Source organism: Synechococcus sp. EJ6-Ellesmere (genome assembly GCF_024345875.1).
GTDB classification, from domain to species: domain Bacteria; phylum Cyanobacteriota; class Cyanobacteriia; order PCC-6307; family Cyanobiaceae; genus Regnicoccus_A; species Regnicoccus_A antarcticus.
The window spans coordinates 1-14017 of sequence record NZ_JAGQBY010000006.1 but is presented as its reverse complement, the minus strand read 5'-3'; the positions used below and the strand labels follow the sequence as shown (position 1 = coordinate 14017).

Sequence of the window (14017 nt, the reverse complement as noted above, 5' to 3'; positions counted from 1 at the left end):
GTTGAGATGGCCGACACTCGGATCAGCGTGCTGGATCAGATCGATCAGCTCGAAGAAATCGTGCTGGAGGGCAGCCGCATTCCGTTCAGTGGTGGCCGCCTCGTCAATGTGCAGGACGCCATCGAGCTGATGGACGCGGTGCGGGAGGCCATGCCCGCCCAGCTCGACCAGGCCGAGGAGCTGCTGCGTCAGCGGGAGAGCTTCATCGCCCAGGCCCGCCAGCAGGCCGAGGAGATCATCAGCCGCGCCCGTCAGGAGCGGGAGCAACTGATCAATTCAGCGGCCGTACGCCAGGAAGCCGAGCGACAGGTCACTGAGCTGCGTGAGCAGGCCCGCCAGCAGTGCGAGCAACTGCTGCTCTCGGCCCGGCAGCAGGTGGCCCAGACCGAGCAGGAGCACCAGACCCGCCTGGCCCAGACCGAGCAGCAGTTCAGCAGCCGCCGCCAGCAGCTGGAGCAGGAGGCGATGCAGAGGCGCCAGCAGCTCGACCAGGATTTCGTGGAGATGAAGCGACAGCTGAGCGAACAGCACGAGCGCTCCCGCCAGCAGAGCCTGCAGGAACTTGAGAAGATCCGCCAGGAGGGGCTGCGCATCCAGCGTGAAAGCCAGAGCGAAGCCGAGCGCCTGCACAACGACGCCCTGCAGTTCCGCCAGCAGACCCAGCAGCAGTGCGAGGCGCTGATCAGCCGCACCCGTCAGGAGGCCACCACCGTGCAGGACGGAGCCAACCGCTATGCCGAGCAGGTGCTCACCGAACTGGAAGGACGGCTGGGCGAGCTCAGCAAAGTGGTGCTGGCAGGCCGGCGCGAATTGGGCCGTATCCAGAGCACCGAGGTGTCGGCATCGGCCGAGAGGAGTCCCGCGGCACAACCGCCTGCCGGTGAGCAGGCGGCCGTGCCGATCAGTCGCGCCCGGCGTGCGGCCTCACGCCTCAGGCAGGTGGCTGGCAGAGGCTGACGTTCTGCACCTGGCGGAGCACCGCACCAATCGTGGTGTTGGGTGCTCCGGCCCCATGGGAGATCAGGCTCACGTAACGGGGGCCATCACTGGTGCTGAGCACGCCACTGATGGATCGCACGCCTGTGAGGGTGCCGGTCTTGCCGCGGAAGCGGCCCTCCAGACTGGTGCCCTTGTAGAGGTTGCGCAGGGTGCCCCGCTGGCCGGCCACCGCCATCGAGGCCAGGTAGTAGCCGGCATAGGGGTGTTGCCCCATGGTGAGCAGCAGGGAGGCGAGGAAACGGCTGGTGAGCCGGTTGGCCCGGTCGAGGCCGCTGCCATCGGCCACCCGCACACCCTGGAGGGGCAAGCCCTGCTCAGCCAGCCACTGCATCTCGGCCTGGCGACTGACGGCCAGATCCCAGCTGCCACTGGCCTGCCGCAACAACACTTCAGCAGTGAAGTTGTGGCTTTCGGTGTTGGCCAGGCTGAGCAGGTTGTGCATCGGAGCCGAGGGCTCCTCGTGGATCAGCACGGCATCCCTGGCGATGGGGGTCTGGGGGGAGACCACGCTCAGCTCGACAGCTTTACCGCCCTGGCGCACCAGTTCCCGGTTCAGCAGGGTGCGCAGGCGGGAGGTGGGGTTGGACACCGCCATGTCGATGGCATTGCTGGTGAGGGCCAGGCGGGTGATCGGAGCACCATAGGCATAGGCACGATCACCAGGGTGCCAGCCCTGGGGCCACCAGGCCTGGGGCGGTTCCTCCGCCAGTTGCAGCCGCACCAGGCTGGGTGGTGTTCCATCGGCACCACCGGATCCCAGGGCCAGCTTGGCGAAGCGCTGTAACTGGGGCATGGCCAGATCGGGGTCACCCTCCCCGGTCAGCCGCAAGGTGCCATCGGAGAGGCGCCAGAGACGGGTGGTGAGGCGGTAGTCGGGGCCGAGGCGATCGAGGGCGAAGGCCGTGCTCAGCAGCTTCTGGTTGGAGGCCGGAACCCGTGGTTGCAGGCCGTTGACGTCGGCCAGCAGGCGGCCGCTGCCATCGGCCACCGACACGCTCCAGACCCTGGCTTCAGACCCCAGGCTCGACTGGACCCGCTGCTGCAGGGCCGGGCAGCTCACCTGGCTCTGCAGCCGTGGAAGACCCGCCGCTGCGGGGGAACCGGGCAGGCGGGCCAGGGGGTCGGCCGCGAGCACTGGCAGGCCAGGCACCAGGGCAAGGCCGAGGGCCAGGACCCTGACCAGAGGGCGCCGGGCGCGGGGGGTTTGCGGTTGGGACATCATCACCATTTCAGGACTCACCAAGGACAAGACCACTGACGGACCCATTGAGGCGGTAGTTGCGACCCTCCAGCTCGATCGGGGCGCCGATCTTGAGGTTCTGGTTACCGAAGACCACTCCGCCATCCGTCTTCCGTCCCTGCCCCTCAAGAACGAAGCGGGCATCCAGGGAGCCCACCAGGGCCTGGTTCGGATCCTCTGCGGTGACGACGCTTCCGTCAGGTTGCAGGGCCACCAACTTGCGCTGCAGCCGTTGCAGGTCCTTGAGCTTCACGGTTCCGTGCGGTTGGTTGCGGATCACGATGCTCACTTTCCCCTCCTCCCGGGCCGCGGCGATCAGTCCTTCGGGATCGGCAGAGGGAATGCCGCGCACATCGACGATCACGGTGACCGGCTGCATCGCCCCGGTGGCGGTGGCCACCGCACCACTCAGTTTCGGGCTCCAGATGACACCACCGATGGCCAGCAGCACGGCGACTCCGGCGCCGATGTCGACCAGGCTCCAGCGGGATGAACCGCTCGGCGCTGCAGGGGTGGACTCAGGGGGCATGGGCAGGGCAGGGGCAGACGCGCAACTTTAAGGAGGCTTTCCCGCTCCGGCCAGGGGGCTTCAGTTGCGCAGGCTGCCGATGAAGCGGTCGAGGGCCTGCAGGCCTGCCACCACATCGGGGCCCTGCTCAGGGCTGAGGGCCTCCGCCTGCTGCTCGGCATCGGGCTTCAGATCGAAGCTGGCGGCCCCGCGATAGCCATCAGGATCCAGACGGTAGAGCTCCCAGGGGCCAGGGCAAGCGAAGCGAAGGGCACCGTTCTCAAGAGGCAGCAGGGCATAAGCCGGCCGCCAGGTGGCCAGGAACCCTCGCCGCCGCTCGCGGGCCACGCTGCCGATGCCCACGGCGGCATCCTCGAGGCGTCCGTTCAACAGCACCACACCGCCGCGGTGGGCCTGGCAGAGACGCTCCACCTCCTCGTACTCGGCCTGGGCGGGCTCCACCAGCACCAGCAGGTCGCCGGCGGAGGGATCATTGTCCTGCTCCTGACGCCGCAGCTGATCGCCCAGGGAGCCCAGCTGGGGGGCCAGGCCCGGTGCATCGCGGCGGGCCAGGGCCGCGGCCCCGGCATCGGGGAATAGGAGCCGCACCGGACGCTCTGCAAGCTTCAGGGCCGCCAGCAGCCTCAGAGCCAGGGGCAGCAGCTTGAGCCCCTCGAAGCGCAGCTCCATGGTCCAGCGACCGTTGGGGCTGTCCGCCAGGGCCTCCTTCAGGGCCACAAGGGCCTCCCCTTCGGCGCTGCGCAGATCAGCAGGGAGCACGCGAAACCTCAGCGAAGCCCAGCGACCCTACCCAAGCTGTTCCGCCACCACGGCCTGGCGTGCCCGCTCGAAGCGGGCCGGCACCGAGTCGAGCTGCTCCTGGCTGAGCCAGGGGCCCAGGCTCAGGCGCAGGCCACTGGCGGCCAGATCAGGGGAGTAGCCCATGGCCTGCAGCACAGGGCTGCCGCCAGCGCGCCCCCTCTGGCAGGCACTGCCGCTGCTGACGGCCAGGCCCTGCCGCCAGAGGGCCTGCACCAGGCGGCGACCTGGCAGGGGGCGCCCGCCCGCATCCCGCACCAGCAGACTGAGATGGTGGGGCAGGCGCTGGGATGGGCAGCCAGTCAGCTCCACACCACCCAGGCTGATCAGGGACTGCAGCAGGCCGTCACGCCATGGCTCCAGGGGATCCTGGCCGGCGTTCAGCTCCAGGCGCCGCTGGGCCAGCCGGAGGGCCTCGGCGAAACCCGCCACCAGGACCACCGGCTCGGTGCCGGAGCGCAGCCCCCCCTCCTGGCCGCCGCCCTCGATCATCGGCCGCAGCTCCAGGCCGGGGCGGGCCAGCAGGGCACCGATCCCCCGGGGTCCCTGCAACTTGTGGGCGGTGAAACTGAGCAGATCCACCTGCATCGAAGCGAAATCGATGGGGCGATGGCCCACCACCTGCACGGCGTCGCTGTGAAGGATCACGCCGGCCCGGCGGCAGCGCTCAGCGACCGCCTGCAGGGGCTGAAGCGTGCCCACCTCGCTCTGGCCCCAGATCAGCGACACCAGCCGGGTGGGAGGCTCCAACAGGGCCTCGAGCCGATCCAGCCGCAGCCGGCCCAGGTGATCCACCGGAAGGCGCTCCAACGCCCAGCCCGAGCCGATCGCGCGTTCGGCGGCGGCCTCCACCGCCGGATGCGCCACCGACGAGATCAGCAGCCGACCGGGAGGCAGGGCGGCGGCGGCTCCCAGCAGGGCCAGGTGGGCGGCCTCGGTACCGCCCGAGCCGGAGGTGAGCTGCTGGGCCTCAGCACCGAGCAAGGCGGCGATCGCCTGGCGGCTGCGCTCAAGGGAGTCGGCCGCCGCCAGCCCATAGCCGTGCAGGCTCGAGGGATTGGCCCAGGCGGTTCGCGTGGCGGCGGCCATGGCTTGCAGCACCGCCTCGGCCGGAGGGGCACCGGCTGAAGCATCGAGATAGAGCGGCTGCGCTGCACTGCCGGCTGGCCCGGCTGAAGTCACTCGGCCGGACGATCAGAGCCAGCGGTGTCGCGGCTGAAGCGGGCCAGGGTGCGGGCCTCCAGGGTCTGAGCCGCCAAAGAAACCAGATCATCGAGAGAGCGGCTCTCCAGCAGGACCTCAACCCGGCGACGGGCCTCAGCGCTGGGGCAGTCGTCAGGCCGCTGGCAGCCCTCCACGCAGGCGGTGGCACAACTTATTTCTTCTGGCTCCGCTGGTCGCGACGACTCCGGCGCGGTGGCTGGATCAAGTCCTGTTTCAACCGTGATGGCCGGCTCAACGGCCTTCTCAGCAAGCGGCGCGAGCACCCCGTCGAACACCGGTTCGGCAGGCCCTGTCATGAACAGATGGTTCGAGCGCGAGTCCCAGTCGATCCAGAGCGAGCCGCCGGGGAGATCCAGCCGGGCCGAACGGGCACTGAGGCCGAGGCGATGGCAGGCCACGAGGGTGGCGCAGGCACCGGTGCCGCAGGCCAGGGTGGGGCCAGCGCCCCGCTCCCAGACGCGCATCACCAGGTGGTCGGGCCTGAGTGCTTGGACGAAATGCACGTTGGTGCGGGCCGGGAAGGCGGGATGCCGTTCCAGCAGGGGGCCGAACCGTTCCAGGTCGACCACCTCCACCTCCTCCACCGGGATCACCAGGTGGGGATTGCCCATGCCAGCCGCCGCCGCCGCGAAGCGGCCCCCCTCCCCCTCCAGCTCGCCCTGGGGCAGCCCCGCCGGGCCGGTCGCCAGGGTGGTGGGCACCTGCTCCGGCAGCAGGAACGGCTCACCCATGTCGACGCGGACCATGCCATCGGCGAGCAGTTCGGGCACCATCCGGCCGGCCATGGTCTCCACCTGCCAGGTCCTCCCCGCAGGATCGCCGTCGCTGTCGGCCAGGAAACGGGCCAGGCAGCGGATGCCGTTGCCGCACATCTCCGCTTCGCTGCCGTCGGCATTGAAGATGCGCATGCGCAGCTCCCCATCCCCCTCTGGGGGCAGAGCCAGGATCACCCCATCAGCGCCCACCCCGAAGCGCCGGTCGCAGATCCAGCGCACCCGCTCCGGGTCGAGACCGAACAGCTCCTGGGGATCGGCGGCCTCGCGCCCGTCGAGCAAAAGAAAGTCGTTGCCCAGCCCCTGGTACTTGCTGAATGCCAGCACGGCCCCATTCCCGATCCACATAGCCTGAATCCTATGGAGACTTCAAACCTGGATTCGAGCCTGCCCGGAGTGCGCCTCCTCCAGAACTGGGTCCGCCAGCGCACGCCCTTGCGGGTTCGGTTCCCCGGCGGCGAGCAGATCGAAGGTTGCCTCGACTGGCAGGACCCCGAGTTTCTGGCCCTGCGGCCCGCCAACGCCCAGCAGCCGGTGCTGATCCGCCGCTCCGCCCTCGAGACCATCCAGCCCCTGGACTGAGCCTGCACTGAGAACCCTGGGGGGGTGTGGCACGATCACAGCCACGCACTCAACGGCTGATGCGAACCGGCCGACACCGGAACATGGCCGAGTCCGACACCCGATCCAGCACTGGCATCAGCCCGGACAGCAGCCGCTACCGCCCCGACGCGATCGAAGCCGGCTGGCAGCGGCACTGGCTGGAGCAGGGGCTCCACCGGACACCCGAACCCGGAGACGGCGGCGACACCTTTTATGCCCTCTCGATGTTCCCCTATCCCTCAGGGAACCTGCACATGGGCCATGTGCGCAACTACGTGATCACCGATGTGATCGCCCGGGTGCAGCGGCTGCGCGGCCGCCAGGTGCTGCACCCGATGGGCTGGGACGCCTTCGGTCTTCCGGCGGAGAATGCCGCGATCGAGCGGGGCGTGGATCCCGGCGACTGGACCGATGCCAACATCGCCCAGATGCGGGCCCAGCTGCAGCGCCTCGGCCTCTCGATCGACTGGGACCGGGAAGTGGCCACCTGCCACGCCGACTATTACCGCTGGACCCAGTGGCTGTTCCTCCAGTTCCACGAGGCGGGCCTGGCCTACCGCAAAGAGGCCACGGTCAACTGGGATCCGATCGATCAGACCGTGCTGGCCAATGAGCAGGTGGATGGCGAGGGCCGATCCTGGCGCTCCGGCGCGAGGGTGGAGAAGCGGCAGCTGCGCCAGTGGTTCCTGCGCATCACCGACTACGCCGAAGCCCTGCTCGACGACCTCGATCAGCTCGATGGCTGGCCGGAGCGGGTGCGCACGATGCAATCCAACTGGATCGGCCGCTCGGCGGGTGCCCAGCTGCATTTCCCGATCATGGAGCCGGCAGCAGCCAACGGCAACGAGGCCGGCAACGAGAAATCGATCACGGTCTTCACCACCCGTCCCGACACGATTTATGGGGTGAGCTACCTGGTGCTGGCCCCGGAGCATCCCCTGGTGGCCAGCCTCACCGCCCCTGAGCAGCGCTTGGCGGTGGAAGCCTTTTGTGATCTGGTGAGCGCCCAGAGCGAACAGGAACGCACTGCCGAGGACCAGCCCAAGCGCGGGGTGCCCCTGGGCTCGAGCGCGCGCAACCCCTTCAACGGCGAGACCATCCCCATCTGGATCGCCGATTACGTCCTGGCCGAGTACGGCACCGGCGCCGTGATGGGCGTCCCGGCCCATGACCAGCGCGATTTCGTCTTCGCCCGCCAGTACGAGCTGCCCGTGAAGCGGGTGATCGTGCCCGAGGGTGCCCGCGAGGAGGCCTACGACGGCGGAGCCTGGACGTCAGGTGGACGGCTGGTGCACTCCGGGCCCTTCGATGGCCTCGAGGCCGCCGAAGCCCGCGCCGGAATCGTGGCCCTGGCCGAGGCGAAAGGCTGGGGTGAGGGCAAGGTGAGCTACCGCCTGCGCGACTGGCTGATCTCCCGCCAGCGCTACTGGGGCTGCCCCATCCCGATGATCCACTGCGAGCGTTGCGGTGTGGTGCCGGTGCCGGCAGAGCAGCTGCCCGTGGAACTGCCCAGGGATCTGGCCTTCAGCGGCAAGGGCGGCTCACCCCTGAGCCAGCTGGAGAGCTGGGTGAACGTGCCCTGTCCCTGCTGCGGCGAGGCCGCCCGGCGGGAGACCGACACGATGGATACGTTCATCTGCTCGTCGTGGTACTACCTGCGCTACAGCGATCCCCACAACACCCAGCTGCCCTTCGAGCGGAGTGCGGCGGACCGCTGGTTACCTGTGGACCAGTACGTGGGCGGTATCGAGCACGCCATCCTGCACCTGCTCTATTCCCGCTTCTTCACGAAGGTGCTTCGCGACCGCGGCCTGCTCAGCTTCGATGAACCCTTCCAGCGCCTGCTCACCCAGGGAATGGTGCAGGCCATCACCTACAAGAACCCGCAGACCGGCAAATACGTGGCCCCGGCCGATGTGGCCGATCCCGCCGACCCCCGCGATCCGATTGATGGCGAGCGGCTCGACACCTTTTACGAGAAGATGTCCAAGTCGAAGTACAACGGCGTCGATCCAGCCGTGGTGATCGACCGCTATGGGGCTGACACCGCCCGCATGTTCATCCTCTTCAAGGCGCCGCCGGAGAAGGACCTGGAGTGGGACGACGCCGATGTGGAGGGGCAGTTCCGCTTCCTGCAGCGGCTGTGGCGGCTGGTTAACGGGGCGGTGGCCCGCGGACTACGCCTTCCGACCCCCCCGGGCGCACCCGCCGAGGCCAGCACCCAGGCTGAGCAGGAGCTGCGCCGGGCCGTCCACGGCGCCATCGCCGCCATCGACGACGACCTCGCCCCCGGCCACTACCAGTTCAACACCGCCGTCTCTGAGCTGATGAAGCTCAGCAACGTCATGGCGGCCCAGCTGGAGGCGGCGGGCGAGCCCGTGGCCAGCGAGGCCCTGAGCGCCCTGGTGATCCTGCTAGCCCCCTTCGCTCCCCACCTCGCCGAGGAGCTCTGGCAGCGGCTCGGTGGAGACGGCAGCGTGCACCGCCAGCGCTGGCCTATGGCCAATCCCACCGCCCTGATCCAGGACACCGTGCCCCTGGTGATCCAGGTGAAGGGCAAGGTGCGGGGCCAGCTTGAGGTGCCCGCCGATGCCGATGCCGCCACCCTCGAGCGGCTGGCCCTCGAGAGCGACATCGCCCGCAAGTGGCTCGAAGGCCAGGCCCCTCGCCGCGTGATCGTGGTGCCCGGCAAACTCGTGAACCTGGTGCCCTAACCCTGGTTCAGCAGGGCCGCGGCGTGGTGGCGCAGGTGGTCATCGATGAAGCTGGCGATGAAGAAGTAGCTGTGGTCATAGCCCGGCTGGCGCCTCAGCTCCAGCGGGTGGCTGGCGGCTCGGGCAGCCTCCTCCAGATCATCCGGCCGCAGCTGGCTCTCGAGAAAGGGGTCGTCGACTCCCTGGTCGATCAGCAGCGGCAGCCGCTCCGGCGCTGAAGCGATCAGCTCGCAGGCATCCCAGGCACTCCAGCAGGAGCGATCGGGGCCGAGATAGCGGCTGAAGGCCTTCTCCCCCCAGGGGGAGCGGCTGGGGTGGCTGATCGGCGCGAAAGCCGAGACGGAACGATAGAAACCGGGATGGCGCAGGGCGCAGACCAGGGCACCGTGACCCCCCATCGAATGACCACTGATGCCGCGGCGGCCGTCGATGGGCAGCTCCTTCTCCAGCAGCGCCGGCAACTCCTCCACCACGTAGTCGTGCATGCGGTAGTGACGCGCCCAGGGGGCTTCGCTGGCATTGAGGTAGAAGCCGGCCCCGTGGCCGAAATCCCAGGCCCCCTCCGGATCGCTCGGCACCTCGGGGCCTCGGGGGCTGGTATCGGGAGTAATCAAGGCAAGGCCGAGGCTGGCGGCCAGCCGCTGGGCCCCGGCCTTCTGCATGAAGTTCTCGTCGGTGCAGGTGAGCCCTGAAAGCCAGTACAACGCCGGCACAGCGGCTCCGGCGAGGGCCTGGGGAGGGAGGTACACCGCCAGGTTCATCTCACAGCTGAGCACGGCGGAGTGGTGCCGGTAGCGGCGATGCAGTCCATCGAAGCTGCGGTTTTCGCTGAGCTGGCTGAGCACGGGGAGAGCGTTCATCAGCGGTTGAAGTGGATCACCGAGCGGATGCTCTGGCCTGCATGCATCAGCTCAAAGGCCCTGTTGATCTCCTCCAGGGGCATGGTGTGGGTGATGAACGTGTCGAGCGGGATCTCACCGCTCTGGAAGCGCTCCACGTAGCCCGGCAGTTCCGTGCGACCGCGCACTCCACCAAAGGCCGAACCACGCCACACCCGGCCCGTCACGAGCTGAAAGGGGCGGGTGGCGATCTCCTGGCCGGCACCGGCCACGCCGATGATCGTGGATTCACCCCAGCCCTTGTGGCAGCACTCCAGGGCTGCCCGCATCACCTGTACGTTGCCGATGCACTCGAAGGAATAATCCACGCCACCATCGGTGAGATCGATCACCACCTCCTGGATCGGAGCGTCAAAGGCACCGGGGTCGAGGCAATCGCTGGCGCCGAGCTGGCTGGCGATGGCGAATTTCTCCGGGTTGGTGTCGATGCCGATGATGCGGCTGGCGCCGGCCATCACGGCACCGATGATCACCGCCAGGCCGATACCGCCCAACCCGAAGACGGCCACCGTGCTGCCGGGTTCCACTTTGGCGGTGTTGAGCACAGCGCCGATGCCGGTGGTGACTCCGCAGCCCAGCAGACAGACCTTCTCCAGCGGCGCCTCCTTGCTGATCCTGGCCACGGCGATCTCGGGCACCACGGTGTACTCCGAAAAGGTGGAGGTGCCCATGTAATGGTGGATCAGGCGGCCGGCGCTGGAGAAGCGACTGGTGCCGTCGGGCATCAGGCCCCGGCCCTGGGTGCCACGGATCGCCTGGCAGAGGTTGGTCTTGCCGGAGAGGCAGAAGCTGCAGGCACGGCATTCCGGCGTGTAGAGAGGAATCACGTGATCCCCCACCGCCACGGAGGTCACATCGGCCCCCACCTCCTCCACGATCGCCCCCCCCTCATGGCCGAGCACGGCGGGGAAGAGTCCCTCCGGGTCCTGTCCTGAGAGGGTGAAGGCATCGGTGTGACACACCCCGCTGGCCACCACCCGCAAGAGCACTTCACCGGCCGCCGGGGGGGCCACCTCGATCTCGGTGATCTCAAGGGGCTGGCCTGCGGCCCAGGCCACCGCAGCGCGGGAACGGATCATGGCCGCAAATGAGCGGAACCTAGCAACGGTGGCCGGGCCAGCTGAAGGGGCTCACACCTTCCGGAACACCAGGCCGGCCGGATCGCCCCAGTCGCCCTCGGCGCTGAAGCCGCGGTCATTGCCGCAGAGGTGGCGCAGGATCCAGAAGGCTGCCTCGGGGCTGGGGAGCTGCAGCTCCTCCCCGATCGCTGCCACCGAGCGGGCTTGTCCATCGGCGAGCAAGGCCTCCACCCGGCCCTGGAGGTCCAGGATCGTGGCGGCGGCCTTCTTGCCCGCCTCCACCCCGGGCTGGTCGTAGGCATTCACGTTCACCAGTTCGCCGTAGAGCCCCACGGCCCGCTCGAACAGGGCCACCAGCGCCCCGAGGCTGCGGGCGTCGAAGCGACGAAGGCTGATCGAAAGGCTCTGGCGTCCACCCTCGGTGAGGGCGGAGCGGGTGCCCTGCAGGAATCCATCGAGGAAGTCGCCGGGGTAGTCCCCGTCAACGGGGGCCACATCAGCCGGATCATCGAGGGCTTCGATGAAGGTGACGAAGAAGTTATCGACCCCATCACGCAGCTGCTGCACATAGGCGTGCTGATCGGTGGAGCCCTTGTTGCCGTACACGGCAATCCCCTGATGCACCTCGCGGCCATCGCGATCGAGCCGCTTGCCCAGCGACTCCATCACCAGCTGCTGCAGGTAACGGCTGAACACCTCCAGCCGGTCGCGGTAGGGCAGCACCACCATGTCGCGCCCTCCGGCTCCGCCGCCGGCCACATGCCAGGCGGCGGCCATCAGGGCCGCGGGGTTCTCGCGCAGGTTGGCCGCCCGGGTGGCCGCATCCATGCGCGCCGCCCCTTCAAGGAAGCCGTGGAGATCGGCACCGATCAGGGCCGCAGGAAGCAGGCCCACGGCGCTGGTGATGCTGGTGCGCCCCCCCACCCAATCGAACATGTCGAAGCGGGCCAGCCAGCCCTCAGCCTCGGCCCGCTGATCCAGCTGGGAGCCCACCATTGTGACGGCAACAGCCTGCTGGGCCCACGAGCCGCCGAGAGCCTCCAGGCGGGCACGGGCCTGCTCCATGCCGAGGCGAGGCTCGGGCGTGCCACCCGACTTGCTCACCACCACCACCAGGGTGGTGAGCAGCCGCTCTCCGAGGGCCGAGAGGGTGCGGCTCATCCCCTGGGGATCGACGTTGTCGAAGAAGTGGAACGGCAGCCCCACCCCCTCCTCTTTGAGAGCGCGAAGGATCAGCAATGGACCGAGACCCGATCCGCCAATGCCGACCCAAAGCACATCGGTGAAAGGGGTGCCCGACGGCGCCGGGCAGGCCCACCCCGGCACCTGCTGGCCGAAGGCATCGATCCGCTCCACCTCCGCCTTGATGTGAGCCGCCGCCTCCGGATCAGGCGCGAGATCGGGGGTGCGCAGCCAGTAATGGCCCACCTGACGACCCTCATCGGGATTGGCGATCGCGCCGGCCTCCAGGGCCTGCATCGCCGTAAAGGCGCGATCGAAGGCAGGCTCCAAGGCTTCCAAGTGGGCCTGGTTGAGCTCCATCCGGCTGACATCGACCCAGATGCCCAGGTCGTCGTGATGCCAGAGCAGGTCGCAGAAGCGCTGCCACTGCACCTGGGGCTCATGGAAGCTGTAATCCGGAAGCGTCGTCATGCGGGCGGGTTTCACGAATCGGCTGCCGAGGCTGAACTTATCCGTGGAAGGGCCCCCAAGGAAGCGCAGGGGTGCCATGCCACACCGAAGCCGGCCAGATCAGGGTGATTGGTATGGACGGAAACACAAACGACCCCAGGAGCAGGGATGTCCAGATTGAGCCGTTAATGTTCAAGAAATATTTTGACCTGCGGAATTTCTTGACGACACGCCCTGCGACGGTCTCGTTCTCCCCTTGGGGCAGGACGAAACACTGGGCTGTTTCCCTGGCTGCCGCCCTTTCGCTGCTGAGCCTTGCCTCAGGCTCTCCTCAGCGCCACCTCTCCAGCTCCTCACTGCTCACCGAGCCAGGCCTGACGGCCAGCCTCAGCACCGACAGCAGTGACCCGGAATCCTTCACCAGTGAAGGGCAGCGTCCCGATCCGATTGATTTCACCCCGGAAGAACTGAAGGAGCTGCAACGCCGCTTCGGGGTCCATGGACCCCAGGCCCCTCTCGCCCAACTGTTCACCCATGGCCTTGATCAACTCACCCCGCTGAGGGCCCGCACCGTGGAACGGCTCGAGGAGCTGCGGCCCACGATCCTTCAGGAGAGCCGACGGCACCGGATCAACCCGATGCTGGTGGCGGCCGTCCTTTTCGATGAGATTCAGCACGCCAAACCCGGTGAGGACCTGCCGCTAGCGGCCCAGTCGGGCCTGTTCAGCACCCATGGACCCGCCCAGCTCGGCATCGGCGAACTGATCCATCAGGGCCTGCTCCCCGCCGAGCCAACGGCCGAACAGATCCAGACCGCCCGGCTCGAGCTGCTCGATCCGAGCCGCAACGTGACCCTGCTGGTGGGCAAGTTTGCCCGTCTGAGCCGCAAACTGGGACTGCCCAGCGACCGCCAACTGGAGGCCAGCCGCAGCCCCCGCGATGCCAAGGCGCTCGCCACCCTCGCCTACCTCCACAACGGCAAGCTCGATTACCCCGCCCGCATCCTGAGCTATATGCAGGATCCTGAACTGCATGCTCTGATTTATTCCGAGCGCAAGCCCCAGCTCTCACCGCTGATCTGAAGCGAGGTCTTCAGCAGAGCTGACCGAGGGCACCCAGCCTGCTCTGAAGCGCCCCCCAGTTGAAGCTGCGGGGGTCTGCGCGTTCTCCGCCCAGATCCACCTGACGGTGGGTGGTGATGTGAGAGGCGGGGATGGGGAAGCGGCGCATCCAGTCGGTGAGCACCAGGGCCAGGGCGTCGTACTGCTTGCTGCTGTAGCCGCTGTGGGCGGTGTCGTTGTCTTCCCCATCCAGGGGGGTTTCCAGGCTGATGTGCAGGGCGAAGTTGTTGATCGAGCCGCCCACCCGGGGGTTGGTGACCACCCATCGGCCGTTGAAGGCGGAATTGCCGGCCCCGAAAGCCCGTTGGCCGGGATCGAGCACGTCGATCACCTGACCATCAAGGCCGATCAGGGTGTGATAGCTCACCTGATCGTCATCCCTGGGATGGGGGGTCTGGAAGGTGCG

Annotated in this window: 13 protein-coding genes; 4 read left to right on the top strand and 9 right to left on the bottom strand. The window is 68.2% G+C overall.

Annotated features, from left to right (window positions below):
- The first annotated feature begins 6 nt into the window (after positions 1 to 6).
- The gene (locus tag KBY78_RS01205) at positions 7 to 957 is read left to right on the top strand and encodes a hypothetical protein (protein WP_255141988.1); all 951 of its coding nucleotides are present in this window, start codon (positions 7 to 9) and stop codon (positions 955 to 957) included.
- Here the strand turns inward: KBY78_RS01205 and dacB are convergent.
- From dacB to dapF, 5 genes are read right to left on the bottom strand one after another with little or no spacing between them, the layout of a single operon-like run.
- Positions 932 to 2227: a D-alanyl-D-alanine carboxypeptidase/D-alanyl-D-alanine-endopeptidase gene (dacB, locus tag KBY78_RS01200; protein ID WP_255141987.1), complete on the bottom strand. Its 1296-nt coding sequence runs from the start codon at positions 2225 to 2227 to the stop codon at positions 932 to 934. The genes KBY78_RS01205 and dacB overlap by 26 nt on opposite strands.
- 1 nt (position 2228) lies before the next feature.
- On the bottom strand, positions 2229 to 2768 hold the full coding sequence (locus KBY78_RS01195) for a DUF4330 domain-containing protein (RefSeq protein WP_006171482.1): 540 nt from the start codon (positions 2766 to 2768) through the stop codon (positions 2229 to 2231).
- Between the two features lie 60 nt (positions 2769 to 2828).
- A complete protein-coding gene (locus KBY78_RS01190) occupies positions 2829 to 3527 on the bottom strand; it encodes a DUF1995 family protein (RefSeq protein WP_255141986.1) in 699 nt (232 codons plus the stop codon).
- A 27-nt stretch (positions 3528 to 3554) separates the two neighbouring features.
- The gene (locus KBY78_RS01185; RefSeq protein ID WP_255141985.1) at positions 3555 to 4748 is read right to left on the bottom strand and encodes a cysteine desulfurase family protein; all 1194 of its coding nucleotides are present in this window, start codon (positions 4746 to 4748) and stop codon (positions 3555 to 3557) included.
- The gene (gene dapF, locus KBY78_RS01180) at positions 4745 to 5890 is read right to left on the bottom strand and encodes a diaminopimelate epimerase (protein ID WP_255141984.1); all 1146 of its coding nucleotides are present in this window, start codon (positions 5888 to 5890) and stop codon (positions 4745 to 4747) included. Before dapF ends, KBY78_RS01185 begins: the two co-directional genes overlap by 4 nt.
- A gap of 69 nt (positions 5891 to 5959) precedes the next feature.
- Between dapF and KBY78_RS01175 the strand changes: the two genes are divergently transcribed.
- A complete protein-coding gene (locus KBY78_RS01175) occupies positions 5960 to 6145 on the top strand; it encodes an Hfq-like protein (RefSeq protein ID WP_255141983.1) in 186 nt (61 codons plus the stop codon).
- Between the two features lie 83 nt (positions 6146 to 6228).
- A complete protein-coding gene (gene leuS / locus KBY78_RS01170) occupies positions 6229 to 8880 on the top strand; it encodes a leucine--tRNA ligase (protein ID WP_255141982.1) in 2652 nt (883 codons plus the stop codon).
- Here leuS and fghA read toward each other — a convergent pair.
- Genes fghA through KBY78_RS01155 form a run of 3 tightly spaced genes read right to left on the bottom strand, consistent with a single transcriptional unit; the run spans position 8877 to position 12511 of the window.
- The gene (gene fghA / locus KBY78_RS01165; RefSeq protein WP_255141980.1) at positions 8877 to 9740 is read right to left on the bottom strand and encodes an S-formylglutathione hydrolase; all 864 of its coding nucleotides are present in this window, start codon (positions 9738 to 9740) and stop codon (positions 8877 to 8879) included. The genes leuS and fghA overlap by 4 nt on opposite strands.
- Positions 9740 to 10858 (bottom strand): S-(hydroxymethyl)glutathione dehydrogenase/class III alcohol dehydrogenase, encoded by a 1119-nt coding sequence (locus KBY78_RS01160; protein ID WP_261349755.1) that lies wholly within the window; start codon positions 10856 to 10858, stop codon positions 9740 to 9742. Before KBY78_RS01160 ends, fghA begins: the two co-directional genes overlap by 1 nt.
- 51 nt (positions 10859 to 10909) lie before the next feature.
- Positions 10910 to 12511 carry a glucose-6-phosphate isomerase gene (locus KBY78_RS01155; protein WP_255141979.1) on the bottom strand — a complete coding sequence of 534 codons (1602 nt, stop codon included), beginning with the start codon at positions 12509 to 12511 and terminating at the stop codon, positions 10910 to 10912.
- Positions 12512 to 12678: 167 nt separating this feature from the next.
- Here KBY78_RS01155 and KBY78_RS01150 point away from each other — a divergent pair, with 167 nt between their 5' ends.
- Positions 12679 to 13572: a helicase DnaB gene (locus KBY78_RS01150; RefSeq protein WP_255141978.1), complete on the top strand. Its 894-nt coding sequence runs from the start codon at positions 12679 to 12681 to the stop codon at positions 13570 to 13572.
- 10 nt (positions 13573 to 13582) lie between these two features.
- On the opposite strand, the gene KBY78_RS01145 is transcribed toward KBY78_RS01150, so the two are convergent.
- Positions 13583 to 14017: peptidoglycan recognition family protein (locus tag KBY78_RS01145; protein WP_255141977.1), on the bottom strand; the 435-nt coding region annotated here is incomplete at its 5' end.